The sequence below is a fragment of the Vibrio sp. JCM 18905 genome (genome assembly GCF_055393305.1).
Window position 1 is genome coordinate 242,396 of record NZ_AP043878.1, and the last position, 26,384, is coordinate 268,779.

A 26,384-nucleotide genomic window follows, 5' to 3' on the forward strand; every position below is an offset into this window, starting at 1 on the left:
TCAATAAAAGAGATGTAAGCGTAAGACCTAATGTTAATTTCAGCGTATTTTTAGCGAACATAGTAATTTGGCAAAATATATTTTGCCGAGATTATATTATTGTAAAATATTTTCTCAACGTGACAATAACACCATTTAAAAAGCCAAAAACACCAGACCAACCGTCACTTTTACTAAATTATTAAATTAAAATCATCACCTATAATTATTCACTTAGTTAAAACAGAGGAATTAGCCATAATTTAATGCTAGGTTTTATTTAAAATATTATACTCTACGCACAACTGTCAGCCTTGATAAACCACCAAAACTAATGACTATTTTGATAATAAAAAGGAGTGTGCGAACTCCTACCGCAACCCTTCTCACCATTGCCTTACTCATTTTTATTGGCGTGTCTCTTTCTCACCACATCCTCACTCCCATGGATAGACTGCCTACCGTTAATCCTTTGGAGTTCAAGAATGAGGGAGTTCAAGCGCCTTTTGAGGTGGCTACTCTTAGACAAAAAATCACCATAGGTGTGGTTGAGTACTCGTTTGTCGCTTCATTGTTAAAATCAGGGATAAGTCAAAAAGAGATTAATTTACTATTGGCCCTTATTAAAAGTAACTTTAATATTATTGATTCAGTTAAGAGAGATGACCATTTTATCTTAAGAACTAAGTTAAATAGTAGAAATGAAACCTATATTAGTTCTTTTTACTATTTAGGTAGTAAAACCGATTTATTTATTATCAATGATGGGCAAGGTAACATATTTGATGAACATGGCGTGTCAATAAAAAATAAACTCCGATTTTCAGATCCCTTTGATAAAAGCTACAGAGTAAGCTCTGGCTATGACTTAAAACGAACACACCCAGTAACTAATATAACGACTCCGCACTTAGGCACTGACTATGCAACACCAGTAGGTACACCGATTCGTAGTATTGCTGATGGCATCGTTTTAAAGTCTCGTTACAACCGTTTTGCGGGCAACTACATTAATATCCGCCACACAAATGGCTCTGTATCACGCTACCTACACTTATCTCAACGCAACGTCCACGTTGGCGAGAAGATCAGCCGAGGACAAGTGATAGGAAAAACGGGTAACACAGGAAGAACAACAGGGCCGCATTTACACCTTGAACTGCACATTAATGGTATTCCGGTTGATTACGAGCGATACATTCAAAAGCACCCAAACACTGACGTTAATATAGAAATGCTGATTGCAGCGAGAAAAGAAAAAGCTGAATTAACAGCGGAATGGCAACGGTATAGGCAGTCAAACAGGTAACAACATTCACTTCGATTCGCTCTTTCTTCATTTATCTGAAGCGAGTCCTCGTAACCCTCTGAGCGCTTCAAGATCTGTCGCCACTTTCCAATTTCAGGACAAAAAAAGAGCCGCTATATGCGGCTCTTAATGATGCGAATCTTTGTTTACAGACCCATGAGTTAATATTTTTGTGGGCACAACTGAATGTAGCAAACTTACTGGCACGTAACACGCTTAGACTTCAGAAAAAGCTATCATCCTCCAGTAAGAGCTTTAATGGTTCAGCATCCAACTGCTGTTGATCGCCTCTCCCTGCTCATCAAGTTTATGAATAATATAGTCGATAAACACTTTTACTTTCGCGGGCACAAACTTACGACTTGGATAGTATATATAGACACCTTGACCATCGGTTCTTTGAGGTTCAGAAACCAACATCAGCTTACCTTGCTGCACTAAGTCTCGAGCAAGATATTGGGGCATCAGAGCAATCCCTGCTCCTAAACTCGCTAAAGAGGCCATCGCATAACCATTGTCTACTGTCACTTGATGTGTAGGACTAAATTCTACTAATTGCCCATCTAAAGGCATCGTCAAGGTAAGCAAGCGCCCCGATTGTTTATAGCGGTACATTATCCATTTGTGCTGGTTAAGTGCTTCAACACTCTGAGGCCGACCAAACTTCTTTATGTACTCCGGACTGGCAAACATACCCATATCAATAGGACATAATCGCCTCGCAATCAGGTTGCTGTCATTTAGTCTCCCGCTTCGAATAGCAACGTCCATCCCACTCTCCAATATACTGGTGTATTCATCGGAAAAGCTAAGATCCAACTTCACTTCAGGGTAACGTTCGCAAAACTCTGGAATCAGCGGAGTTATATAGTTTTGCCCGAACGATAAAGGAAGGCTGACACGAAGTGTACCAAACGGAGATGCAATACTTTGATGAAGCTGCTCTTCACTACTTTTGAGCAAGTTGATCACTTCTCTTGCCGTCTCAAGGTAGTTAAACCCCGCTTCAGTGAGCTGGAGTTGACGTGTTGTACGGTGAACTAAACGAACACCCAAATCCTGTTCTAGGCGAGCAATCGCTTTACTAACAGTAGAAGGCGACTGCCCTAATTGATTCGCGACTGCTGTAAAGTTCCCTAAGTCCACAACAGATACAAACAACTTTATTAATGACAGCTTATCCATAACGCTCACAATTAATGAAAAATAATCACATCTAATATGACAGAAAAAGTATTTTTGTGTCATGCAAACTTTTCTAGTATTTCGGAAAAGCATACCTAGCTATGGATATTTCTACTGACCTCAGAGACGACAAATAAAGCCAACACCATTAACTCTACACTCAAAATGCTCAGGCTTACGGCATTTTCTCCAACCTTTAATTCCATTGCATCTCATTAAGTGCAATGAAACATACTGAACTTGCTCTAACACGGTAAGAGGTTTTAATGACAATAATTCAACTTAAACGCGAAGTGATCTGTTTTGCTGGAGATTCTGGAGATGGTATCCAATTACTTGGAGAACGCTTTTCAGACAACTCGTCGAAACAAGGAAACGATGTCATGACGTTACCTGATTATCCAGCTGAGATACGGGCTCCGGCAGGAACCACATCTGGAGTATCGGCTTTTCAGATGCAATTTGCCTCAACAGAGATTTATACTCCTGGCGACGATTTTTCAGTCTTAATCGCTCTGAATGCCGCTGCATTAAAAACCAAAATCTCACAACTCGTTGAAGGCGGTTTGGTGCTTATTGATCTCGATGGTTTTAATAAAAAAAACCTTGAGCTTGCTGGCTATGAATCTAACCCATTGAGCGATGGTAGCCTCGCAGATTATCGAGTGATTAGTGACAGTTTTACGCGTTTAACCGTTCAATCTCTTTCTGAGTTAAACATTGCGCCTAAAATAGTGAAGCGAAGCAAAAACTTTTTTATGCTTGGTATTGTTTTATGGATTTACAGCCGTCCGCTAGAACCGACCATTGAATGGCTAAATAATAAATTCGCTGACAATCCGCAAGCGAGAGAGGCAAATACTTTAGCCATAAAGTCGGGATTTAATTATGCTGAAACAACCGAAATATTCAGCGACTGTTTTCAGGTTGCTCCCGTAGCAGATAAAGCTGGCTTGTATCGTACTGTTTCAGGGAACGAAGCATTATCGCTTGGGTTAATATGCGCAGCAGAAAAACTCCAACGCCAGCTATTTTTGGGCTCTTACCCCATAACACCCGCCTCAGATATTCTACACACACTATCAACCTATCAACACTTTGGGGTCACGACATTCCAAGCAGAAGATGAGATTGCAGCTGCTTGTTCAGCTTTAGGTGCATCTTATGCTGGCGGTTTAGGAGTCACATCAACGTCCGGCCCTGGATTATGTTTGAAAGCAGAGACCATTAACCTTGCCGTGATGGCGGAGTTGCCAATGGTTGTTATCAACGTACAACGTGGAGGGCCCTCAACTGGTCTACCGACTAAAACAGAGCAATCAGACTTGCTTTTGTCTTTGTATGGTAGAAATGGGGATTCACCACTCCCAGTGTTGGCTCCTGCTTCTCCTGCAGACTGCTTTGACATGGCAATCGAGGCCTGTCGAATTGCTACTACATTTATGACGCCAGTGATCTTGTTGAGTGACGGCTACTTAGCAAACGGCTCCGAATCTTGGCTCGTGCCCAACCCTGATGAGATTAAGCTCACTGCCGAGGCAGCAAAAGCAAACATAAGCCCGTTTTATCCCTATGCCCGTGATGACGTGTATTACAGCAGAGAGTGGGTCACGCCTGGTACAAAAGAGAAAATGCATCGCATTGGAGGATTGGAAAAGCAAGCGATTACAGGCAACCCTTCTCATGATCCTGAAAACCACCAGCGCATGACTGATGAAAGAGCAAAAAAAATAAATAACATCTGCCATTTCATCCCTAAACAAACACTAACAGGCAGTACTCTAGACTCACTGCTAGTGCTAAGTTGGGGAGGCACGCAAGGTTCTGTGTCGACCGCAATTGAGCATCTGAGAAAGCAAGGCGCATCGGTTGCCCACGCCCATATTAAGTATCTAAACCCGTTTCCAATCAATTTGGAAGAGATCATTAGCCAATTCAAACATGTGCTTGTTTTTGAGTTGAATAACCAACAACTCGTCAAAGTGATTCGCTCACAATATGCCATTTCTGCACGCTCCGTAACCCAAGTTAAGGGGTTACCATTCAAAGTTCACGAGGTCATTGAGTCTATTAACCACCACCTGAAGGATATTAAAAATGACGACTAAGGTACTCAACCGCAAAGATTTCGCATCTGATATTGAAGTCAAATGGTGTCGAGGCTGTGGTGATTTTAACGTATTAAAAACGATGCAATCCGTTCTAGCACGATTAGGTCGAACTAAAGAGAACACCGTATTCATCTCAGGGATCGGCTGCTCATCTCGTTTTCCTTATTATCTCGATACTTATGGATTTCATACTATTCACGGCCGTGCCCCTGCCATCGCTACTGGTGTAAAAGCGAGCAACCCAGAGTTAGATGTTTGGGTTGTAACTGGCGATGGTGACGCACTGAGTATTGGCGGTAATCACTTTATTCACGCGATTCGACGCAACCAAGACATTAAAATTTTGCTTTTTAATAATGCTGTCTACGGACTTACCAAAGGCCAATTTTCTCCGACAAGCGAACAGGGCTTCATTTCTAAGTCGAGCCCTGAAGGCTCTCCCGATCAAGCGCTTAAACCTTTGGCATTGGCAGCATCCGCAGGTGCTACGTTCATAGCACGAACATCAGACAATGATCCTACACACATGACGATGGTGTTAGAGGCTGCCGCCGCGCATTCGGGCACTGCTGTGGTTGAAATCCTACAAAACTGCGTCATTTTTAACGATAAAGTGCACGAACCTTACAACGGCCCTGCTAATAGAAGCGAACATCTACTTTATCTCTCAGATAATGAACCGTTATTGTTTGGTAAAACACACTCAAAAGCGTTGATCAATAGAGGGTTTGGTTTCGAGATTGTCGAATCAGAGGCCCCGAACCTTTTGCTCCACTCCAGTCAATGCGAGGAGTCATACTATGCTTATGCGCTTGCTAACTTGAGCTATCCAGACTTTCCCGTACCCGTGGGCGTTTTTCGTTCAGTGACTCGACCTACTTTTGATCAGGTCATTCAACATCAAAAACACCAAGCAACTCTAAAATATGGTCAAGGCGACTTAACCGAATTGCTCAAACAAAACAGTTATGAGCGTCTCTGCTAACAATTGAAAGAGCCAGCTATTGAGGCAATCTTCCCTACAAGGATGAAACTAAAAGGTTTCCGATTCTAGTTGGCGACTTGCTGAATGATGAGTTGATAAGGAAGTGTGGTGGTTGCAGATATCCATCACACTAAAAAGAGGCTCTATAATGAGCCTCTTCTGTTTTTTAAAATAGTGACATCGTCACTCTACTGAATGGTTTTTATCGTATTCAGCGCTTGCCTTTTTCAGCCCTTCTAAATCGTCTGAACATAACAATCTCTTCAGGCTGTCGATTTTCTTATCAGGCCAATCATATATCCTAAGGGCGAGCAGTTCGTCTATCGTCTCGCGAGAAAAGCGATATTTGATATGCTTAGCTGGTGAGCCTGCAACCATGCTGTAAGGCTCAACATCTTTCGTCACCACGCTGTTTGCCGCAACGATTGCTCCTTCTCCGATAGTCACACCCGGCATTATCATGGATCGCATACCGAGCCAGGCGCCATCGCCAATGTGAGTATCTCCTTTCCCGACGTACGCTTCTTCAATAAAGTCCATAAATGGGTACAAGGAGAACCAATCAGCTCTATGTGTACTATTTCCCCCCATAACAATCACAACTTCCGCTGCAATACAGACAAAGTCACCTATATGTAACTTATCAATCTTCCATTTTGGTTCCCAATCTCGGCTGAACTCGTCGCCTTGTAGATATCTTACAACGGACTCCTCAAAACCGGCGTCCCAACAATCACTGTAATAACTATGTTTACCTTTAATCGTTATATTTGGGTTCGTAACAACTTCATGTAGCAAAGTCACCTTAGACCAATGCTTAGTTTTCATGAATACTCCTATAAATACTATCGAATAAAACACTGCAGATAGTATGTATCTAAATAAGCGCTAATAATTACGTAGTGCCTATTACCACTAAAATTTACTTCACCACCGAGCTAATAATATTGTAAGCAGCCTCTACTCTTTCTGCATTAGGGTAGTTTTTATTCGCTAGAATCACTATGCCTATTTTTTCAGAGGGTACATATGCGATATATGCCCCAAAGCCACCTGTTGAACCCGTTTTGTTATACCAAACGTCACGACCGAGAGTACCGGATTCACTTGCTTGAACCGGTTTAGCGTTGAGAATTACGTCGCTGGAGTTACCCTTCAATAATTGCGAAAGTGAAACGGGGTAATCATAACCCTCCCATCCTAGGGCTTGTGTAAACGTGTCGGTATCAAAATACTTAGTATGAGTTCGCTCTAGCGCATTTTCTATATCAGTATTAAGTTGCGCTTGACCCATATTTGCTTCGATATATTGAAGCATATCTAAGCTTGTTGATTTAATACCATAGGCTTGTGCATCAAGAATACCTGGATTAACTCTAACGGGTTTTCCCTCAGAACTATAACCAAAAGCATAGTTGTTAAGCTGATCCTTTGGTACATCGACAAACGTATTGGTCATACCGAGCTCAGGTAGGATGACGGTTTCCATCATTTCCGTATAGTCTGACTTCATACTCAAGGCACCGATGTAGCCAAATAGACCAATACTAGGGTTTGAGTACTTCCTCTTAGTACCGGCTTCGTACTCCGGTTTCCACGTTTTGTAGTACTGCATCATTTCAGCGTCGTTCGTTACTTCGCTAGGGAATTGCAATGGTAGACCACCTGCAGTGTAGGTTGCGACATGAACTAGCTTGGTATTACCCAGGACACTATTTTCTAATTCTGGAATATAATCTTTGACCTTGTCATCCATGTTCAACTTACCTTTTTCTTGGGCGTACCCAGTCAAAGTAGCGGCAAAAGTTTTACTGATAGAGCCGAGTTCAAAAATTGTGTCGTTGGTGACTAAACTCCCCGTACTTTCGTCAGCGAAACCGTAATTGTAAAAATAACGCTTACCATCAATCGTTACTGCAACAGCCAACCCCGGAATGTCGTATTCGTTCATTAATCCTTTAGCACATTCATCAACTACGCTCTTTAATTGACTGCTAACCGTTAACTCCGTTTTCGCAAACGTGACGAAAGAAGTGAGCGATAAAATGGCCACTAAGGCATTGTTTAGTTTCATTGAACCCTCAATTTTTAATTTTCACTTATAATTAATTTCTAGTTTATTCCAAGGCTTTTAGCTTTTTATATAAAAGTAATCCTGACTTGAAGAACTCCAATCGTTAACCCCCGATGAATAACACTATGTCTTCAAATTTTTAGTGCGATATAAACAGGTTTAAACCTGATCACCGTTGATAGGTAGGCCGATTAGATACGAATGTAAGTAACATCCGTTTGCAAGATGGGGAAATAGTGTACTCAATTACGCTTTCTCCATATCACGATAACGGTATACTAGGTAGATATACTTGGTATATACAGATCCACATCCTCACAACGATTTAGAACCACTTTTCAACGTCTACAGAGAAAACGATGCCATTTTCACTACACTTCGAAACTGGAAAAGTCACCAGCCAACAGCTTTATTCCGAGATATATCAAGGGATATTAGAAGGCAGATTACGCTCAAATGAGAGATTACCGTCGACTCGCATGTTGTCTAAAAAGTTAGGCATAGCAAGAAACACTGTCATTTCGGTGTATGAGCGACTTCAGTTCGAGGGGTGGATAGTAAAAAAGGCAGGGTCTGGCACGTACGTAAGTAATGCTCTAGAACAAACGGTGAATCAAGATAAGAGACCAATAAAACACTACCAACTAGGGGTGTTTGGCACTAACGCAGCGAAAAAGCCAGAGATCATCGCACCAAAGAATCTAGACTATGACTTCACTTTAGGCGTTCCTGATCATCAGAGAATAGCAAAGCATATTTGGCGACACTCAAGACTGAGTAGGCTCAATGCATTAACTCCAGAGTTTGCACATGGTGGTGATTTGCAAGGACTAGCTTGTTTACGAGAGTCTATCTGCGAGTATGTAAGACATTCGAGAGGCGTAATCTGTGATCCTGAAGACATCATCATTACGCAAGGGTGCCAGCAGGCAATAATGACGACTCTCCTTACATTACTCTCTCCGGGGGATCCCGTGTCGACGGAAGATCCAGGATATCCTGTTTTTCGAAATCAAGCTCGATTACTTGGCGCGCAAATAGGCACCGTGCCGATGGACGACCAAGGCGTTGTCGTTGAATCAATCCCTTCTAATACCAAAATTATTTATACAACGCCTAGTCATCAGTTCCCTTTAGGCTTTAGCTACTCCGTCGAAAGAAAGTTAGAACTGTTGAGGTGGGCAGAAGTTAATAACGCAATCATTATCGAAGATGATTATGATGCGGAATATCACTATCTCAATACCAGTAAGCAAGCTCTCAAATCACAAGACAAAAATGACTGCGTCATTATGATAGGCAGTTTCTCTAAAATACTATTTCCCGGCTTACGCATTGGCTATATGATTCCGCCAAAATCTTTAATAGATCCAATTTCAAATATGTTATGGCACTTGGGACGAAGTACATCTGTGGTGTCTCAAATCCTACTTGACGAATTCATGCGTGACGGTCATTTCTCTCACCATTTACTCAATATGAATAATATCTACAGCGAAAGGTATCATAAGCTCACTCAATTAATTGACAACGTAGATTGCTTACAACGTATTCAGAGCCAAGGTGGATTGCATATAGCAGCTGAAGTATCGGGGTGCGCGACACAAATGGTGAATAAGCTTGCTTCATCCAATGTAGCGGTTTATCCATCATCGCATTTTTCTATCAACAATCATTCTAATGCCCTCTTATTTGGGTTTGGCATTATCCCTACCCCAAAAATAGAAAAAGCATTTGATATTATTCAATCAGTATTAGATTAAACCGAGATAGTAGCAAGTATCTCATACTAAAGCAGATATAAAATTGCCCCTTCAAAAATGTCATAAACTTAAAGAGTCATAGACTTATGAAGAGGCAATATCAATTATATTTGCACCAAATATCAATACATGGTTTTAAATATCAATTTATGGTTGTTTCAACACTTGTTACATTCAGTCGATTTACTCTTTACCGAACACGTTGTTCTCTTGTTCTTGAACACGGATGAATGTAGTACGCTTGGTTAGCTCTTTAAGCTTTGCTGCACCCACGTATGTACAAGTTGAGCGAACGCCGCCAAGGATGTCTTGAATAGTGCCGTGAACGCTACCACGGTATGGCAATAATACGGTTTTACCTTCGGCCGCACGGTAGCCAGCAACACCACCTGAGTGCTTCTCCATCGCGCTCTTAGAAGACATGCCGTAGAATTTCATGAACTTCTCGCCGTCTTTCTCGATAACTTCGCCGCCTGACTCTTCGTGGCCCGCTAACATGCCGCCTAGCATAACAAAGTCCGCACCGCCGCCGAATGCTTTGGATACATCACCTGCGCATGAGCAACCGCCGTCACCGATGATCATGCCACCAAGGCCGTGCGCTGCATCGCCACACTCGATGATTGCAGAAAGCTGCGGGTAACCAACACCCGTTTTTACACGAGTTGTACAAACTGAGCCAGGGCCAATGCCTACTTTCACGATGTCTGCACCAGCGAGGATCAACTCTTCACACATATCACCAGTAACCACGTTACCCGCAGAAATCACCTTGTCTGGGAACTCTGCTCGCACGCGTTCAACATACTCGACTAAATGCTCTGAGTAACCATTTGCAATGTCGATACAGATGAAAATAAATTCATCTGAAAGCGCCATAATATCTTTGGTTTTTTGGAAGTCTGCGTCAGATGTTCCCGTAGACACCATTACGTTATTCAGGGTTGCTTTATCAGCTGATTTAGCAAACTCAGCCCAATCTTCTACCGTGTAATGTTTGTGAACAGCAGTCATTACACCATGCTCAGCTAGCGCTTTAGCCATTGCAAAGCTACCAACCGAATCCATGTTTGCTGCGATTACAGGCACACCAGACCATTGACGACCACTATGCTTGAATGTAAAATCGCGGGTTAAATTTACTTGAGAACGGCTCTTAAGGGTAGAACGTTTCGGGCGAAACAGTACATCTTTAAAACCTAACTTAAGTTCTTGTTCGATACGCATTGTGTAATTCCTTGATTCATATGTATATGTGTCATCTCAGAGTGCGTAGTGATTTCGTTGGCAGACGAGTTCACTGTTCTTCGGACACAAAAAAACCGGAGCGTTGGCAGACGCTCCGGTTTTCAGCATTATAGGCTGTGATTTATTTCCTACAAGTCTGATATTTGAATTTTTTTTGTGATACCATCTTGATAATCGCATATCAAAAACACTCCTCAAGTCGTTATTTTTTCTCATTATTTATAATTATCAACAACTTAAGAAAACGTTTAAGTTAACCTATTGCGCAAACCTTTGCGTCATACCTTTAAAATGAAAACGCATCACCTCTCAAATCTGCCTAAAACTCAATCACCTAATACTAAGATGCGCTGCTAATTCGGAAAAAGTACTCCAAAAAAATCGATCATTTTTTCATAGTGATGGGCGAGATCTAGCTACGTCCTATCGATTTGTTGAGTAATAGCGGTACGAAGTGTGCCTATAACATCACTTGCCAAAAGACCAATTTGACCATGCTGACTCACGTTTATATCCGCAGCATGACTGTGGAGTACCACACCTAAACGTGCCGCAATGGAAATGGGTAACCCTTTAGCTAGCAACGCACCAATAACACCAGATAGCACATCTCCCATTCCGCCCGTCGCCATTCCGGCGTTACCCGCTAGGCAGACGTACATTCTCGTTCCATCGTAAATAAGTGTTCCCGCGCCTTTTAAAACCACCACACCGCCATAACGCTCTTGCAGTTGTCTTGCAGCAGAATATCGGTCACTTTCTATTTGTTGAGTGGTCACATTTAATAGTCGAGCTGCCTCTCCAGGATGCGGCGTGATCACTCGCTGGTTGTCGCACACCAAAGTGCCATCACATCGTTGGCTTAGCATCGCTAGAATATTGAGCCCATCAGCATCAACAACTTTAGGTTTCTGTTCTTGAGCCAGATATTGATAGGCTTGATAAGCCCACTCATCATCACCAAAACCTGGACCAAACACCAATACTTCAGCCCAGCGAATGCGTTTGGTTAAGTCGTTCTCAGTATCCCTGAGTAAGTCAGCGGTGATGCTTTGGCTCATTACTTCTGGGCAGCCAATCTGTAGTGGAATAAGGCTACTCGGGTGAGTAATTGCGGCAGTTAAACCCGCTCCGGCTCTAACCGCAGCGGAGGAACATAAACGAATCGCTCCTGACATACCTTGGTTACCACCGACGCAAAGTAGTTTGCCATTGTCACCTTTGTGTGCTGTCGGGTTTGGCTTGAGCATTAACCTTGAAACAACCTGATGATCAATACCTAGTGCACTTTCTGCTTCGATAGAATCAAACTCAATATTTACACCCAATCCACAAAAGTGGAGTTCACCAACTCGATCTCTCGCTTGTCCGGTGCACAAGCCTTGCTTAACACCAATGAAGGTTACAGTATGCTCAGCATGAATGGCATCGCCTAAAATAGCACCTGTATTTGCACACAACCCGGAAGGAATATCGACTGCAATCACTGGGGTGTGAATTTGATTGATTTGCTCAATGTAGCGACGGTACTCCGAACGAACCTCACCACTTAAACCAGTGCCTAACATGGCATCAATGATCACATCGGCTTCTAGCAATGCGGTATTCCACTCATCCCAATCATTGTTAACACCATCGATGGACTGCCAATCTTGATATGCGCGTAAAGCATCACCTTTGAGCGCAGTCACATCACCAAGTTGGAAAACCTGTACATTGAGTTGCGCTTGTTTAGCAAGCGAGGCAAATACGTATCCGTCACCACCATTATTCCCTTTGCCACAAATGACTAAGATATTTTTTGATTTGGGATATAAGTGTAAAAAACGCTCATACACAGCCATACCTGCGCGTTGCATTAGGCTATACATAGAAACACCAGCCATTTGCGCTGCCAGCGTTTCACCGTTTTTTACTTGTTCTGCGGTGTAGAGTTTTAGGGCGAGATTAAAGTCCATCTTCACGTTCTGCGCATTAGGAAACACAATTATAAGTATACAAAAAAGCCAAGGCGAACCTTGGCTTTTGAGAAAGTTTTTTATCGCTACTGACTCTGAGACATCAATGCTTCAGCCGTCGCGTCTTGTATAGATAAAAACAACGAATTGATTTTCCCAGTCGGGGTACGCATGGGGTTCAGCGTAACGTTCTGGTACATAAACTCCGCTTGCTGAGTAACAGGGCGTACGTTACGGCAACGGAACAAGTAAGGACGCTGGCGCCACGTAATAAAGCTGCGGCAACCTAAATCATACACGGGCTTTGTTTTTAACTTAAACCATTCCTGCGGGATTTCAGGGAAGATATCAAAGATAGAACGACCAATTGCATCATGAGATTGCAAACCACTGTGATGAGTCATAAACCCATTCCACACTTGCACATTATAATCTCGGTCAATGACGACGAGCCCCATGTCGACGTTTTGCACCATGTCGACCATCCAATGGAATTGTTCAAACTCTGCTGGCATATTCAACATTAGAACTCCTCCATTAGATATGACAGTTTGTTATCGAGCAGCGGCAAAGATTCATCGACGAACATAAACAATAAATCACAACGGATTGACGTTCCCTCAATGTTGTAGCTCACCTCGAATGTCATGGTGCGGCTGAATGCGCCCGTCGTAGACTCAATGATCGAATCAATTGATATATGCTGACCAAGAAGCACTGGAGGGCTTTGGAAGAATCGCACTTCAGATTGTTCGCCTAAGCCATTTAAGAATGACCCCACCAAGATATTGGAAATATCCATGAGCAGCTCAAGCTCTTCCAGTTCGTCGCTGTCAGCTGGCACTTTCATCAACTTCTTGAGATCCGATACGCTCGAATCGCTCAAAATCACCAGCGCTTCACCCGCAATACCTTCGCCACAAAAGCCCTGACAAACGCCCGATACGTTATCATGCGACGCTAAGTCACGGAGTGCCATGTGTAGTTCGCTCACTTCGAAGATATTAACGTTCGGGAGCGGTAATTGCACAAACACATCAAAATGACGCGCCAATGCATCTGCGGCTCGACCAATAGAGACGTTCGCCACTTCCATATAAATATCGCGACGACGTAAAATCGGTAACTCAATAGAAACAGGCGTGATAATTTGAGGACGAGGCTCTGGCTCAACCAACTCTTTAAGCGCATTCTTGAGTTCATCTTTGGCGATCGGTTTTTGAATAAACGCTTTTGCACCCAGTGCGAACACGCGCTCTTTCGCTTTAGGTTGGATATCCCCCGACACCACAACCACCGGAGTTGTATTCCCTAACCGCTGCATGTTTTCTAGTGTTTCAAAGCCATCCATTTCTGGCATGGTCAAATCAAGAAACATCAATTTAAACTCGTTCTTTTCGAGTTCTTCTAGCGCATTTTTTCCGTGGATAGCAAACGTAATATCGGCATTCAATGTGGCTGGTAGTGATCTCGCCATCTGTTTGCGTGCTAACGCTGAATCATCACAGATGAGTACGGGAAAAGACATTCAATCACCTTTTTATATTCCACAATCTGCGCCGGAGTCTAACAGATTGTTACAGCATGTAATACGAGAAAACTGACGAGTTTTTATTTCTTTTTTATTCAATAAGCATACGCAATATGAATGGATGAGTGAACAAAATGGCGAAAAAGCAAACATCCCATTCGCTGTTTAGTGACATGAAACAAACATGGATAAAACGCCTCCATTAAAAATAAGCACAAAGTTGCATTTTAAATTAAAAATCCGTTTTTACTCCCACTCTATCCGCTCAGTATGAGTACTGGGTAAATCGGTATCGCGTAGCAATAAAAAAGCACCCTTTCATAGGGTGCCTTGAATAATGTATTCATCAATAAAGTGTCACTTCTATGGCACACCATGGCCTTTAGAAGCCACCCATACGCGATACCATTGCTCTCGAGTCAATTCGATATTCAGCGCATTTACTGCCGTTTGCACACGCTCAATCTTACCAGAGCCAATGATTGGAATTGGGTTAGATGGTAAACGGCGTACCCAAGCGTAAATCACTTGGTCAATGCTAGTCGCCCCCACTTCTTCGCGAATCGCTTCTAATTCGTTGCGAACACGAACGGCTTGCTCACTGTCACCACTGAAGATAGAGCCTCCACCGAGGCAAGACCAAGCCATTGGGCGCGTACGCAGCATTTGCATTTGATCAAGCGTTCCATCATGTGCAACTTCAAAATTAAGCGGGTTGATTTCCACTTGGTTAGTCACAAGAGGCTTACCTAAACGGGATTGCAACAATTCGAACTGACGTGGAGTAAAGTTAGATACACCAAAGTGCTTCACTTTACCCACTTTGTGTAGCTCTGAGAATGCTTCAGCCACTTCATCGGCATCCATTAACACGTCAGGGCGATGGATTAAAAGCACATCGATTTCGTCCACATTCAAACGCTCAAGCGAGTTATTCACCGATTGGTAGATGTGAGCGGAACTCGTATCATAGTGATTAATCTTACGCTCTGGTGTTTTATCTCCGCACAGATTGATATCACACTTTGTGACGATCTGAATCTGCTCTCGCACGCTCTTATCGAGAGCAAGTGCTTCACCAAACAACTTCTCACACTCGTAATTACCGTATATGTCTGCGTGATCGACCGTGGTAATGCCTAACTCAATATGTTGCTTGAGGAATGACAAACGCTCTTGAGCAGTCATACCCCAATCAACTGCACGCCAATATCCTTGGACCAGCTCTGAGAACTCAGGGCCTTTTGGTGCAGTCACAACTTTTGCAACCATGGTTTTTCTCCTTCAATTGATCTGCATTCATCGTAGTCTTGTTTTCACATCGGCTCAACGGGTAAACTTTGGCAATTCGAACTGGAGTACGAAATATGTCTTTTGCCCAACGCCTAGCCACCTTGATCGGAGAAGAAAGCATCAGCGGATTTGCACGACGCGTTGATGTGTCTGAAGCTTTAATACGCAAATATTTAAAAGGCAGTGAACCGAGCCTTACGAAAGCAAATCAAATTGCGATGCGAGCCAACTGCTCTCTTGAATGGTTAGCGACCGGATGTGGTTATTTATATCGCCGCGCTGAAGTCGTAGATATGGATGCGTACAAACTTGCATTTCAACACGTTATGAATCAGCCGTTGCCAGATGAGGCAGAAGAACAGCACCGTAAGCTCATCGCTGGCTATCAATACCTGCGTGCGCACAAAAAATCGGATGGATTTTTGGACGAGTCTGCGATGGCGACCTTTCTATCTCTCCATAAAGAATCTAAAAACGAGTCACTTTAACATCGATAATTTCGCCATCGCTGTGCAATTCCACATTTAAAGACGGTGATGGCGACGAAAACTCGTCCGGTTTTATCCAAAATAAGCTTCGAATCGTTTCTTGCGGATAGCGGTTTATCAACAAGATAACTTCTTTATCGACGAGCTCAGAAGATTTCTTTTCCAGCGCTTCAACGACGTCATAGTGTTCTTGTCCGATAGTTATGTTGCGTAAAACTAATCCGTCTTTTCTTAAATTGAGGATTAAGTCATTGAGACTTTGCCATTGATATTCGGTCAAAAAAGAGAACTGAGCACTGTCCTTTCCCAAAACCACTTCACCATACAGATGCTGCTGATAGTACGAAAAATCGTCCAAACAAAATGTGCTGATATACGTTGAAACATCTTGCTGCTGCACGTCACAGCGATACCAGCTTCCCCTTGTCTCTATACGCTCTTTTAAATTGGAGTACGGCATTGAAGACAACGTGTCCTGCCACCAACTCGGCGTCGAAAATGCTGGAAACGTTACCGAAAAACAACATAAAGAAAACAGGACTCGAGGATAAAAGCGCATGAATTACTCTGGTTGATTAACATCGAACCCAGACATTACCGACTAGTAGAAATTGTTCAAGATAAAAATAGTGGCAGGTAGTGCGGAAAGTTGTAGAGCAGAAATTAAGAAGGCGCACATTTGCGTGCGCCTCTACCTCGTTACTCAATCGTGAGTGTGCGAATCGAAGATGTCTATTGATGCATCCCAAACATAAAACGAGGACTTACCGTAGGGTTTGAATCCATCCAAATTGTGTGTAAAACCTCACATCCCTCCTTCTGAAGCAGTCATGTTGCTTTACACCTAAAGCATGGTTCATTTTGCTCAAAAAACAAGTTTTTTATCCCAAATTATGAGAGCAATAGCACAGTCCTGGTGAATGAATGACATCGCGACACTTCGAACACTCAATAGTGAAAAGCTAAATTGCATCTTTATTGATTAGGTCTAGACTCTGCGAAGCGTATACTTTCTCGCGTCCCTTCCACCAGCAACAGGAGAACTTGTTAATGACCAAACGAGAGAGAATTGTGAAATCTGTGTTAGCGCACGTACCGAAAGATGCGATTAACCAGTTTGTCTCTCGAGGGTCCACACCATTTTCTGTCCTGATTATGGCCGCAATCGTTGGCACACTAGCTGGTTTTGTCGGCACTTACTTCGAACTTGCGGTTCATTTTGTTTCTGAAACCCGTACCGAATGGCTAAGAAGCGAAATCGGTAGCGTACTTCCTCTTTGGCTTGCTGCTGTACTGATCAGTGCTCTGCTTGCTTTTGTTGGTTACTTTCTTGTTCACCGCTTTGCTCCAGAAGCTGCGGGATCAGGCATCCCAGAAATAGAAGGCGCGATGGACAACATTCGTCCAGTGCGTTGGTGGCGAGTTCTACCAGTAAAATTCTTCGGCGGCATGGGTGCACTTGGCTCCGGAATGGTACTTGGTCGCGAAGGTCCGACAGTTCAAATGGGCGGCGCAGTTGGTCGAATGGTGACCGATATTTTCCGTGTGAAAGATGACGATACTCGTCATTCCCTACTCGCTTCAGGTGCCGCTGGTGGTTTGGCTGCCGCCTTTAATGCCCCACTCGCAGGCATTATGTTCGTTGTGGAGGAAATGCGACCTCAGTTTCGCTATTCTCTGATCTCAATTCGCGCGGTGATCATCTCTGCTATTATGGCCAACATTGTGTTTCGCGCCATCAACGGGCAAGACGCTGTCATCACAATGCCGCAATATCACTCTCCAGAGCTTCAGTCCCTTTGGTTGTTTCTATTGCTTGGCGCATTGTTTGGCGTATTCGGAGTGATCTTTAATAAATTGATTACCGTGGCACAAGACAGTTTTGTCGCAATTCACAAAAACGATCGTAAACGCTATTTAATCGTGGGTTCACTACTTGGTGGCATTTTTGGTCTGCTTCTCTTATACGTGCCACAGCTAACTGGCGGTGGCATCGGCCTTATTCCTGATATTACCAATGGCAACTACTCGGTATCCGTTTTAGTTCTGCTTTTCTTTGGTCGCGTCATCACGACGTTGCTATGCTTTGGCTCTGGTGCGCCGGGTGGTATCTTTGCACCGATGCTTGCTCTGGGGACCTTGTTTGGCTATGCATTCGGAGCGAGTGCTGATGTGTTGCTTCCTACGCTTGATATCGAACCTGGCGTATTTGCTATTGCGGGCATGGGGGCCCTGTTTGCTGCAACGGTACGCGCACCGATCACGGGCATTTTGTTGGTGATTGAAATGACCAATAACTACTACTTAATTCTACCACTTATCATTACTTGTTTAGGTGCCGTGATTATTGCTCAGTTGTTTGGCGGACAACCGATTTACAGCCAGTTGCTACATCGTACAATCAAAAACGATAAGTTACGTCAGCAGGATCTTCCTGAAAACCAATCGACATAATTCTCGCTTTGTTATTATTTCGCTCCAAACTATCGAAGGGTTTGGAGCGATAAACTCTACATTTTTACATCTTTTCCAAAATATTCGATACCAAACTCACAAAAACACCATTCTCTGATATTTCCTCACCACCTTTCATGAGTAAGCACTCTCTAAACTTGCTAGTATTCGCTACTCAAATAGAGCATTTCATCCAAATCATCACGTTTCGTTTCATTCAGGCAAAAATCAAATGGAGTAGATTTGAACTGGAGAAGACTTGTGCAGTTTTATAGCGTTCCGCCGTCTCAAGCCGCGTTAGCGCTAGGTATGATAGGTTTAGGACAAGCTTGGGCACTCTATGTCCCTGAAATTGGTGAACCAATACGCCCATTTTTAGCGTCACTCGGCGCGCTTTTACTCGCCCCTGTGCTGATAAAATATGCCACGAATCCACGATTATTTATGGTCGACATTCGTCACCCATTGAGCGGTAGCTTAATGGCACCCATGAGTATGGCATTACTAATCCTTGCAGATTATCTTGCTTCTGTAGCGCCAATCATTGCTTATCCACTCTGGTTTATGGCACTTTTGCTGCATTTTACTATGATGGTACTGTTTTTTAGCTTTCAGCTAATGAACTTCAAAATGTCGAATATCGTACCTAGCTGGTTTCTATATCCAGTGGGACTGATCAGCAGCTCATTAGCAGGCTCCCAATTGGGTCACAACCTATTCTCTGAAACCTTAGCGATGATGTGCATTGGCATTTATTTCTTTATGTTACCGCTGGTGCTCTATCGTTTGGTGTTTTTCGGATCTCTGCCGAGACGAGCCAGGCCGACCCTCGCAATTATGGCCGCACCGGTAAACTTGTCATTGGCGGCATACTTGGTGAACTTTCCCCTGCCCGATCCGATACTGACTGGCGCATTAGCAGGGATTGCTATCACAATGACGTTATTGATCTACCTGTGTTACTTCCGCTTACTTCGATTGAAGTTTCAACCTTCTATCGCGGCGGTAACCTTTCCTTCCGTGATCAGTGCCATTGCGATGTACCGCTTAACCTCCTTTTTTGCCGAATCGCATCCACATTGGCACTGGCTACACGATTTTGGCTTTTTAGAGCTCAGCATTGCGACTGTGTTGGTGGTTTGGGTATCGGCAGGTTACGTCAAAATGTATTGGCCAGAAATCGTTAAGTCGCCCTCTAAACAAGCATAAAAAACGGCCTCATCTGAGGCCGCTGTTCATCTAATCAATAAGACATCAACCCACAAACTTCGCCATGAAGTTCCCAATGTTAGTCAAACTCGATGCCGCCATTACGATAACAATCGCTGCTCCAGTTAGCGTTAAGTACATTGGGTGTTGGTAGTCACCGACAATATCTTTGCGCTTTGTCGCAACCAATACAGTGCCCAAAACGATAGGAAGAATAATGCTGTTCACTAGGCCCGCTAGCATCAAAAGAAGAATTGGCATGTCCATGGTTACCGTGCCTAGCGAGGTTAGGATAATGAAACCAACACACCACGCTTTCTCGTTTCGCGCCACAACTGGGAAAAGCGTCTTAATTAATGATATAGCCATGTAAGAGTTGCCAACCACAGACGTGATGGAAGCTACAAACAGTACTAAGCCAAAGATGAAGTAACCAAGCTGGCCAGCACCTTGACGGAAAGCATCCGCCGCAGGGTTAGCCGTATCCAGCGTTGCGCCTGTCGCGATAACGCCAAACACCGCCAAAAACAGTAGGATTCGAATAACCACCGCGATAGAAATACCAGCCCACGCTGTTGAGGTGATGGAAGGCACGTTCTCTTTGCCTTTCAAGCCGATGTCTACTAGGCGTTGTGCACCCGTGTAGTAACCGCCAACTGCGCCGCCAACGATAGTCAACGTAGGCAGAAGCAAACTACCAACATCCATAGGCATCACCGCTGCACTTAGTGTCTCTCCCATCGGAGGTAAGCTCGTCATAGCCACGTATGCGATCAGAACAATCATAAACAAGCCAAGGTAGCGAGCCATTTGGTCCATTCGTTTGGAAGCGTTATGAACCACAAACAACAAACAGCCAACGACACCAGTAAACAGTGCGCCCCATGTTGTGTCCACGCCCGTTAGCACATTGATGCCTAACGCTGCGCCACTCACGTTGCCAAAGTTAAACGCCACTGCACCAAGCGCAAGGAGAATACCAACACCATAACCCATGCCGGGTGCCACTTTGTTCGCAATATCTTGGATTCGCATGCCAGAAACGCCGACAATACGCCACAAGTTCATCACGATACCAAACGTGATAAAAATAGAAGCCAAAACTGGAAATGCCATATCGACTTTGTAGATATTTGTGAAGACTGCGGTTTGAGTCAAAAAGCCGGGACCCACAGAGGTTGTCGCCATCAAAAAAGCGACACTGAGCATGGCTTTCTTTTGCCAACTGCTTTCTGTAACTGGAGCTGAAATAGAGGAGGTGCTGATAGTGCTTTGTGTAGTCATGCCGAGTCCCAAATTTGTTGTCTTTCTATTATTAGAAAATAGAAAGACAACTGACCGAGATCAGCTGAACTTAGAGAAATATCTCTTTTTAAAACAAACGATTACAAGTTGTAGCCGTTCATTGGGCGCATATATTAAGAGCAACGAATGTGACTGTCAATACACAATTGCATAATTACTATTTATTGCGACTCACTTGACGATGATTTGGATATAAAAGATATAAAAAAGGATGGCAACTCGCCATCCTCTCTCAATTTTATTTGTCGATTTGATTAACGCAGACCATGCAGAAATTCAGCACGGGTCGCTGGGTTGCTCTTAAAAATACCACCTAACGCTGTAGTCGTGGTTTCACTGGTGGCATCCATCACTCCGCGTGATTTCACACAGTAATGCGTCGCGTCGATAGTCACCGCTACATCGTCAGACTCAAGCAATGTTTGCAAAGCAACAAGGATTTGCTGGGTCATACGCTCTTGAACTTGAGGGCGTTGCGCAAAGAAACGAACAATACGGTTGATCTTAGACAGGCCAATGATCTTACCGCGAGGAATATAAGCAACAGCGGCTTTACCGTCGATTGTCACAAGGTGGTGTTCGCACGTACTGGTCACAGTAATGTCTTTCACGCGAACCATTTCGCTCACGTTCATCTTGTTTTCGATAACTGTGATCTTGGGGAAGTTGGAGTAATCCAAACCAGAGAAAATCTCGTCCACGTACATTTTTGCAATGCGGTGTGGCGTTTCCTCTAAGCTATCATCCGTAAGGTCGAGCTGAAGCAGACCAAGAATCTCACGCATGTGGTATTCAATCTTTTCCTTCTTCTCTTCACGGCTAACGGCATTAGGGCGCATTGGTGTTTCTAACCCGCGTTGCTCTAGCGCTTCTTTCACTAACTTTGCTGACTCGCTAAGACCTGACATTCCACTTCCTCTTTTGTAACTACCACTCTCGGTGTGAAATACAATTGCCGTGTTTTCATCCCGTAGCGTTAAAGTCGCTCAGTCCGATGTTTATAACGCCAAGGCACATAACAAGAATACACTGAGCTATTTTCTCATGCTCCGTAGGAACTTTACCCCTTTCGGATGGGTGACAAGGATACTCGGATTTTTGAATAATTACACCCATATTTTATAGGTGGACATTCTTACTCGGTCCCCTTTTATGGTAGAGTTGCCACAAAACAAAAGAACATAGGATTATCTCAATGGGCTGCTGCGATGCACCTGGCTTGATGCCAATTGAAGAAGCGATGGATAAGATGCTATCGCGAATCAAACCTATCCAAACGACACTTTCTCTTCCTCTTGCTGACGCTCTGGGTTTTGTGCTGGCTGAAGACATTTTATCGCCAATTCACGTGCCCCCTTTCGACAATTCAGCAATGGACGGTTATGCCATTCGTATTCAAGACCTAGAAGTGTCTACAGTGTTGCCTCTGGCAGGTAAATCCTTCGCTGGTCAGCCTTTTGAAGGAGAATGGCCGGCAGGCACTTGTGTTCGAATCATGACTGGCGCGAAAATTCCGGAAGGCTGTGATGCCGTTATCATGCAAGAAAATACGGAAGTGACCGACGCTGGTATTCAGTTCACCCAAACGGATGTGAAGCCGCAAAATAACATCCGCCCTACGGGTGACGACATCAAGCAAGGCGATATTGTATTGGCAAAAGGCGCGCGCCTGACACCGCGCGATATTCCAATGATTGCCTCTCTTGGTGTCAGCCATGTCACCGTCGTGCGTAAGCCAAAGGTGGCATTTTTCTCCACAGGTGATGAACTTAAACCATTGGGTGAGCCACTCAAGGCTGGTCAAATCTACGACAGTAATCGTTACGGTATTAAGCCGCTGATCGAAAACTTTGGTTGTGAAGCGATTGATCTTGGCATTATCCCTGACTGCCCAGAAACATTAAAAGCAACGTTTGAAAAAGCACAAACGCTTGCGGATGTGGTTGTAACGTCTGGCGGTGTCAGCGTTGGTGAAGCAGATTACACCAAAGACATTCTTGAAGAACTTGGCGAAATCGGTTTCTGGAAACTGGCAATCAAGCCGGGTAAACCTTTCGCATTTGGCAAGTTAAGTACTGCTTGGTTCTGTGGGCTACCAGGTAACCCTGTATCTGCGGTGCTAACAATGTACGTACTTGTTCAACCAATGTTGGCTAAATTGGCAGGCCATACTGAATGGAAAGCGCCTGAGTCTATCCCTGCGACGACTAAAACCGCATTTAAGAAAGCGCCGGGACGTACAGACTACCAACGCGGTATCTATACTCTAGAAAACGGTAAATTTGTCGTTGAAACCACTGGCAACCAGAGTTCAGGAGCCTTCCGCTCAATGAGTTTGGCAAACTGCTTTGTTGTGTTGGAACGTGAGCGTGGCCGTGTGGAAGTTGGCGAAACGGTTCAAATCCAACTGTTTAACTCAACATTATACTAGGAACGTACCGTGGATATTCTTTCCGATCAGGAGATGCTGCGCTATAACCGCCAGATCATTCTTCGTCAGTTCGATTTCGAAGGGCAAGAAGCACTCAAACAAAGCTCGGTGCTTATTTTGGGTGCTGGCGGTTTGGGTTGCGCTTCTAGCCAATACCTTGCCACGGCTGGTGTTGGCAATATTACGTTTATCGATGACGATATTGTTGAACTCTCCAATTTACAACGCCAAGTATTGCACCACGACGCCGATATTGGCCGTAAAAAGGTTGACTCCGCGGCAGATGCGTTGCGGGAACTTAATCCTCATATCGAAGTAAATACCGTTGCTAAACGCCTTGACGACATTCAGCTTCAGGCTTTGATTGAACAACACACTGTGGTGGTCGATGCTTCAGATAACGTCGACACTCGCAATCAACTCAACCGACTCTGCTTTGCAACAATAACACCGCTTATTTCTGGTGCAGCCATTCGTATGGAAGGCCAAGTGAGTGTGTTTACGTACGACGACCCAACTCAACCGTGCTATCAGTGTTTGAGCGCGCTATTTGGCAGCAGTGCATTAAGTTGCGTTGAAGCTGGCGTCATGGCGCCTGTTGTGGGTATTGTTGGCGCTGTACAAGCGATGGAAACCATCAAGGTGATTGCAAATTACGGCCAACCCAAAAAAGGGAAGATCCTCATTCTCGATGCGTTTAGCATGTCCTGGCGGGAAATGAATTTGATGAAAATGCCGACCTGCCCTGTTTGTGGCTAAGTAACGCTGTCAGCTTATCAATGAAGATTCTCAAAAAGCTCAACGTAACGTTGAGCTTTTTCTTATTCTGAGATTCATATTTCGAACCAAATAACTTACCGATATAAAATTCATTATAAACAGCAAGTTAAAAACTGGCACATTCCTTTCATTGCATATCATACAAACCAATGAGAGGGCGAATCATGAAAAGGACATCACTATTACTTGGATCTCTGTTCGCAAGCGCATACGTAAGCGCAGCACCATTCGACACTTGTCCGAGCAAAGCATATTTATTCCAATCGACCCCAGTGCAAGTTTACGGCGTTAATCTGGTTACCGGATCAACCAAGTTACTGACCGACGATGTGGGCTTAGCATCTGGTATTAACGGCGTCGGTTTCAACTTCACTGATCGATACATCTATGGTTACGATACAACCAACTTGAAAATCGTACGTTTAGGCCAGGACTTTCAAGCAGAAACTCTCAACGTACAAGGGCTTCCTAGCCATACGTTTTTTGTCGGCGACGTGTACAACCACGTCTACTACTTGTATCGCAAAGGTAAAGGGCTATTTTCCATTGATCTATCGCCGTTAGATACGGACCCAAATGCTACCTTAACCCTGAATAAAATCACATCAAATGCAAGTGTGAGTTTAACCGATTTTGCGTTCCACCCTGGCGACGGTGCGCTCTATGGTATCGATAATGGGTCTGGCGTATTGTATAAATTCGATACAAAAACAGGCCAAGCAACCGCGATCGGCAATACAGGGGAAACGGGTACCTTTGGTGCAGGCTACTTTGATGTAAACGGAAACTACTACGTATCGCGTAACCAGGACGGCAAAATTTATCGCGTCGACTTATCAGAAAATAATGCCGCCAATATCGCTGCGGGCATTGTTCCTGCTGTAGAGTTTGTGTCTAACGGTCCAAGTTCCAGCCAAAATGACGGTGCCCGATGCGCGAACGCTCCTGTTATTGACGAAGACGAGCCAATTGACTTTGGTGACGCACCTGACACTTACGCTACCTTGCTCTCTTCTAACGGACCACGCCACGCTGTTGATGGTGTAACTTGGCTTGGCACAATTGCGCCAGATGGTGATGCCGATGGACAAGTGGCTCCGTCTGGAGATAACAAAGTTGGTACAGCAGATGAAGATGGCGTCGGCTTTGTTGCCGCACTCGACCCAGGGTTAAGTTCACTGGTGAGCGTAACTGCATCAACATCCGGCTACTTGTCAGCTTGGTTTGACTGGAACCGAGATGGTGACTTTGCTGACGAAGGTGAGCAAGTATTCACCGATGAGTTACTCTCTGCAGGCAGCAATACGCTTCCATTTGTCGTCTCTGAACTGGCAACCGCAGGTCCTAGCTGGAGCCGATTCCGCTTTAGCCAACAAACTGGTCTGAACTTTGATGGCGGATCAACATCAGGTGAAGTAGAAGATTACCCAATCACAATCACTGAAAACGGCGTATCCGTACAGCACTTCCCAAGTGCCGATTCCTACGCAACGGTCGCGTATGAAGACAACTGGCCTTACACCGCTGACTACGACATGAATGACGTAGTCATTAAGTTCCGTATGACTGAAACACGTATGGACGGCACGGTGGAAAATATCCAAATTAGCGGAGATCTGGCCGCCTATGGGGCTGGCTATAAAAATGGCTTTGCTATTCGTCTACCTGGCGTTTCGAAAGCGAGCATTGAAAACGGCTTAACAAAGCTAACGTTTAATGGTAAAGAACAACCGACCAACGGTCTAGAAGCGATATCAGAAGAAGCCATCTTCATTATCAGTGACGACCTCAGTCAGTATGCGCAAAGTCAATGTGCGTATTTTAGAACCCAAACGGGTTGCAATGATAACGTCGCGTTGTCTTTCACACTGACCATCTACTTTAAGGAAGGCTCCGACCGCTCAGCGCTACAGGCCATGCCTTATGACCCATTTATCTTTGCCACCCCCAATACATATCACGGCGATGGCATCACCTTTCAACCAGGTAGAAAATGGGAAGTACATTTGCCAGACCAAGCACCAACTGAGCAGTTTGATGACGCAAACCTATATGGCGTGGGCGTAGACGCAAGTGACCCGGCTCGAGGCGTGTACTTCAAAACAGCGAACAACCTCCCTTGGGCATTGCTTATCGTCGAAGAGTGGAATTGGCCGCTAGAGAAAGTTGACTTAGTTGACGCTTACCCAGAGTTTGCCACCTACGCCGAGTCTGGTGGGCGAGAAGGAGCAAACTGGCATACCCAACCTAAAGCAAACAAACGTTACATTCCATAGGAGAA

General features: G+C 44.2%; 21 protein-coding genes. 10 read left to right on the plus strand and 11 right to left on the minus strand.

Annotated elements, in window-relative coordinates; genetic code table 11:
- Positions 1–313 precede the first annotated feature (313 nt).
- A complete protein-coding gene (locus ACZ5ZC_RS00905; RefSeq protein ID WP_054868075.1) occupies positions 314–1,288 on the plus strand; it encodes a peptidoglycan DD-metalloendopeptidase family protein in 975 nt (324 codons plus the stop codon).
- Between the two features lie 255 nt (positions 1,289–1,543).
- Here ACZ5ZC_RS00905 and ACZ5ZC_RS00910 read toward each other — a convergent pair whose 3' ends face one another.
- Positions 1,544–2,473: a LysR family transcriptional regulator gene (locus ACZ5ZC_RS00910; RefSeq protein ID WP_006741107.1), complete on the minus strand. Its 930-nt coding sequence runs from the start codon at positions 2,471–2,473 to the stop codon at positions 1,544–1,546.
- A 266-nt stretch (positions 2,474–2,739) separates the two neighbouring features.
- Here ACZ5ZC_RS00910 and ACZ5ZC_RS00915 point away from each other — a divergent pair, with 266 nt between their 5' ends.
- Together ACZ5ZC_RS00915 and ACZ5ZC_RS00920 are read left to right on the plus strand one after the other, a co-directional pair.
- On the plus strand, positions 2,740–4,581 hold the full coding sequence (locus tag ACZ5ZC_RS00915) for a 2-oxoacid:acceptor oxidoreductase subunit alpha (RefSeq protein ID WP_464931653.1): 1,842 nt from the start codon (positions 2,740–2,742) through the stop codon (positions 4,579–4,581).
- Entirely contained in the window at positions 4,571–5,569 is a 999-nt protein-coding gene (locus ACZ5ZC_RS00920; RefSeq protein WP_464931654.1) for a 2-oxoacid:ferredoxin oxidoreductase subunit beta, read from the plus strand. The genes ACZ5ZC_RS00915 and ACZ5ZC_RS00920 overlap by 11 nt, the downstream gene beginning before the upstream one ends.
- Before the next feature lie 183 nt (positions 5,570–5,752).
- Here the strand turns inward: ACZ5ZC_RS00920 and ACZ5ZC_RS00925 are convergent, their stop codons facing one another.
- Both ACZ5ZC_RS00925 and ampC read right to left on the minus strand, forming a co-directional pair.
- Positions 5,753–6,397 (minus strand): CatB-related O-acetyltransferase, encoded by a 645-nt coding sequence (locus ACZ5ZC_RS00925; RefSeq protein ID WP_256953375.1) that lies wholly within the window; start codon positions 6,395–6,397, stop codon positions 5,753–5,755.
- A 94-nt stretch (positions 6,398–6,491) separates the two neighbouring features.
- A complete protein-coding gene (gene ampC, locus ACZ5ZC_RS00930) occupies positions 6,492–7,643 on the minus strand; it encodes a class C beta-lactamase (RefSeq protein WP_464931655.1) in 1,152 nt (383 codons plus the stop codon).
- Positions 7,644–8,002: 359 nt separating this feature from the next.
- On the opposite strand from ampC, the gene pdxR reads away from it, so the two are divergent.
- Positions 8,003–9,406 carry a MocR-like pyridoxine biosynthesis transcription factor PdxR gene (gene pdxR, locus ACZ5ZC_RS00935; RefSeq protein ID WP_464931656.1) on the plus strand — a complete coding sequence of 468 codons (1,404 nt, stop codon included), beginning with the start codon at positions 8,003–8,005 and terminating at the stop codon, positions 9,404–9,406.
- 183 nt (positions 9,407–9,589) lie between these two features.
- Here the strand turns inward: pdxR and ACZ5ZC_RS00940 are convergent, their stop codons facing one another.
- From ACZ5ZC_RS00940 to ACZ5ZC_RS00960, 5 genes are all read right to left on the minus strand, one after another.
- Positions 9,590–10,633 carry a GMP reductase gene (locus tag ACZ5ZC_RS00940; protein WP_005396079.1) on the minus strand — a complete coding sequence of 348 codons (1,044 nt, stop codon included), beginning with the start codon at positions 10,631–10,633 and terminating at the stop codon, positions 9,590–9,592.
- A gap of 437 nt (positions 10,634–11,070) precedes the next feature.
- The gene (locus tag ACZ5ZC_RS00945) at positions 11,071–12,612 is read right to left on the minus strand and encodes an NAD(P)H-hydrate dehydratase (RefSeq protein WP_464931657.1); all 1,542 of its coding nucleotides are present in this window, start codon (positions 12,610–12,612) and stop codon (positions 11,071–11,073) included.
- An 86-nt stretch (positions 12,613–12,698) separates the two neighbouring features.
- A complete protein-coding gene (locus ACZ5ZC_RS00950) occupies positions 12,699–13,136 on the minus strand; it encodes a PAS domain-containing protein (RefSeq protein ID WP_005396081.1) in 438 nt (145 codons plus the stop codon).
- Positions 13,136–14,140 (minus strand): response regulator, encoded by a 1,005-nt coding sequence (locus ACZ5ZC_RS00955; RefSeq protein ID WP_006741121.1) that lies wholly within the window; start codon positions 14,138–14,140, stop codon positions 13,136–13,138. Before ACZ5ZC_RS00955 ends, ACZ5ZC_RS00950 begins: the two co-directional genes overlap by 1 nt.
- Before the next feature lie 366 nt (positions 14,141–14,506).
- Positions 14,507–15,415: an aldo/keto reductase gene (locus tag ACZ5ZC_RS00960; RefSeq protein WP_047008144.1), complete on the minus strand. Its 909-nt coding sequence runs from the start codon at positions 15,413–15,415 to the stop codon at positions 14,507–14,509.
- Between the two features lie 95 nt (positions 15,416–15,510).
- Here ACZ5ZC_RS00960 and ACZ5ZC_RS00965 point away from each other — a divergent pair, with 95 nt between their 5' ends.
- Complete coding sequence (locus ACZ5ZC_RS00965) at positions 15,511–15,924, plus strand: helix-turn-helix domain-containing protein (RefSeq protein WP_005396084.1); 414 nt, start codon at positions 15,511–15,513, stop codon at positions 15,922–15,924.
- Here ACZ5ZC_RS00965 and ACZ5ZC_RS00970 read toward each other — a convergent pair.
- Positions 15,905–16,483, minus strand: coding sequence for a hypothetical protein (locus tag ACZ5ZC_RS00970; protein WP_054868073.1), 579 nt, complete (start codon positions 16,481–16,483; stop codon positions 15,905–15,907). The two genes, ACZ5ZC_RS00965 and ACZ5ZC_RS00970, sit on opposite strands and share 20 nt — an antisense overlap.
- Positions 16,484–16,974: 491 nt before the next feature.
- Here ACZ5ZC_RS00970 and clcA point away from each other — a divergent pair, with 491 nt between their 5' ends.
- Together clcA and ACZ5ZC_RS00980 are read left to right on the plus strand one after the other, a co-directional pair.
- On the plus strand, positions 16,975–18,378 hold the full coding sequence (gene clcA, locus ACZ5ZC_RS00975; protein WP_005396086.1) for a H(+)/Cl(-) exchange transporter ClcA: 1,404 nt from the start codon (positions 16,975–16,977) through the stop codon (positions 18,376–18,378).
- A gap of 243 nt (positions 18,379–18,621) precedes the next feature.
- Positions 18,622–19,587 carry a TDT family transporter gene (locus ACZ5ZC_RS00980; protein ID WP_457921417.1) on the plus strand — a complete coding sequence of 322 codons (966 nt, stop codon included), beginning with the start codon at positions 18,622–18,624 and terminating at the stop codon, positions 19,585–19,587.
- Positions 19,588–19,632: 45 nt separating this feature from the next.
- Here the strand turns inward: ACZ5ZC_RS00980 and ACZ5ZC_RS00985 are convergent, their stop codons facing one another.
- The gene (locus ACZ5ZC_RS00985; RefSeq protein ID WP_054868071.1) at positions 19,633–20,871 is read right to left on the minus strand and encodes an NRAMP family divalent metal transporter; all 1,239 of its coding nucleotides are present in this window, start codon (positions 20,869–20,871) and stop codon (positions 19,633–19,635) included.
- 275 nt (positions 20,872–21,146) lie between these two features.
- The gene (folE, locus tag ACZ5ZC_RS00990) at positions 21,147–21,800 is read right to left on the minus strand and encodes a GTP cyclohydrolase I FolE (protein ID WP_006741127.1); all 654 of its coding nucleotides are present in this window, start codon (positions 21,798–21,800) and stop codon (positions 21,147–21,149) included.
- 287 nt (positions 21,801–22,087) lie between these two features.
- Between folE and moeA the strand changes: the two genes are divergently transcribed.
- From moeA to ACZ5ZC_RS01005, 3 genes are all read left to right on the plus strand, one after another.
- On the plus strand, positions 22,088–23,323 hold the full coding sequence (gene moeA / locus ACZ5ZC_RS00995) for a molybdopterin molybdotransferase MoeA (RefSeq protein ID WP_256954855.1): 1,236 nt from the start codon (positions 22,088–22,090) through the stop codon (positions 23,321–23,323).
- 9 nt (positions 23,324–23,332) lie between these two features.
- Entirely contained in the window at positions 23,333–24,082 is a 750-nt protein-coding gene (gene moeB, locus ACZ5ZC_RS01000; RefSeq protein ID WP_464931658.1) for a molybdopterin-synthase adenylyltransferase MoeB, read from the plus strand.
- A gap of 185 nt (positions 24,083–24,267) precedes the next feature.
- On the plus strand, positions 24,268–26,379 hold the full coding sequence (locus tag ACZ5ZC_RS01005; protein ID WP_432584052.1) for an LruC domain-containing protein: 2,112 nt from the start codon (positions 24,268–24,270) through the stop codon (positions 26,377–26,379).
- Positions 26,380–26,384: the final 5 nt, after the last annotated feature.

Bases quoted from the DNA above. Each gene is read 5' to 3' on its own strand.
- ACZ5ZC_RS00905 (WP_054868075.1), top strand. From the start codon at position 314: ATGACTATTTTGATAATAAAAAGGAGTGTGCGAACTCCTACCGCAACC.
- ACZ5ZC_RS00910 (WP_006741107.1), bottom strand. From the start codon at position 2,473: ATGGATAAGCTGTCATTAATAAAGTTGTTTGTATCTGTTGTGGACTTA.
- ACZ5ZC_RS00915 (WP_464931653.1), top strand. From the start codon at position 2,740: ATGACAATAATTCAACTTAAACGCGAAGTGATCTGTTTTGCTGGAGAT.
- ACZ5ZC_RS00920 (WP_464931654.1), top strand. From the start codon at position 4,571: ATGACGACTAAGGTACTCAACCGCAAAGATTTCGCATCTGATATTGAA.
- ACZ5ZC_RS00925 (WP_256953375.1), bottom strand. From the start codon at position 6,397: ATGAAAACTAAGCATTGGTCTAAGGTGACTTTGCTACATGAAGTTGTT.
- ampC (WP_464931655.1), bottom strand. From the start codon at position 7,643: ATGAAACTAAACAATGCCTTAGTGGCCATTTTATCGCTCACTTCTTTC.
- pdxR (WP_464931656.1), top strand. From the start codon at position 8,003: ATGCCATTTTCACTACACTTCGAAACTGGAAAAGTCACCAGCCAACAG.
- ACZ5ZC_RS00940 (WP_005396079.1), bottom strand. From the start codon at position 10,633: ATGCGTATCGAACAAGAACTTAAGTTAGGTTTTAAAGATGTACTGTTT.
- ACZ5ZC_RS00945 (WP_464931657.1), bottom strand. From the start codon at position 12,612: ATGGACTTTAATCTCGCCCTAAAACTCTACACCGCAGAACAAGTAAAA.
- ACZ5ZC_RS00950 (WP_005396081.1), bottom strand. From the start codon at position 13,136: ATGTTGAATATGCCAGCAGAGTTTGAACAATTCCATTGGATGGTCGAC.
- ACZ5ZC_RS00955 (WP_006741121.1), bottom strand. From the start codon at position 14,140: ATGTCTTTTCCCGTACTCATCTGTGATGATTCAGCGTTAGCACGCAAA.
- ACZ5ZC_RS00960 (WP_047008144.1), bottom strand. From the start codon at position 15,415: ATGGTTGCAAAAGTTGTGACTGCACCAAAAGGCCCTGAGTTCTCAGAG.
- ACZ5ZC_RS00965 (WP_005396084.1), top strand. From the start codon at position 15,511: ATGTCTTTTGCCCAACGCCTAGCCACCTTGATCGGAGAAGAAAGCATC.
- ACZ5ZC_RS00970 (WP_054868073.1), bottom strand. From the start codon at position 16,483: ATGCGCTTTTATCCTCGAGTCCTGTTTTCTTTATGTTGTTTTTCGGTA.
- clcA (WP_005396086.1), top strand. From the start codon at position 16,975: ATGACCAAACGAGAGAGAATTGTGAAATCTGTGTTAGCGCACGTACCG.
- ACZ5ZC_RS00985 (WP_054868071.1), bottom strand. From the start codon at position 20,871: ATGACTACACAAAGCACTATCAGCACCTCCTCTATTTCAGCTCCAGTT.
- folE (WP_006741127.1), bottom strand. From the start codon at position 21,800: ATGTCAGGTCTTAGCGAGTCAGCAAAGTTAGTGAAAGAAGCGCTAGAG.
- moeA (WP_256954855.1), top strand. From the start codon at position 22,088: ATGGGCTGCTGCGATGCACCTGGCTTGATGCCAATTGAAGAAGCGATG.
- ACZ5ZC_RS01005 (WP_432584052.1), top strand. From the start codon at position 24,268: ATGAAAAGGACATCACTATTACTTGGATCTCTGTTCGCAAGCGCATAC.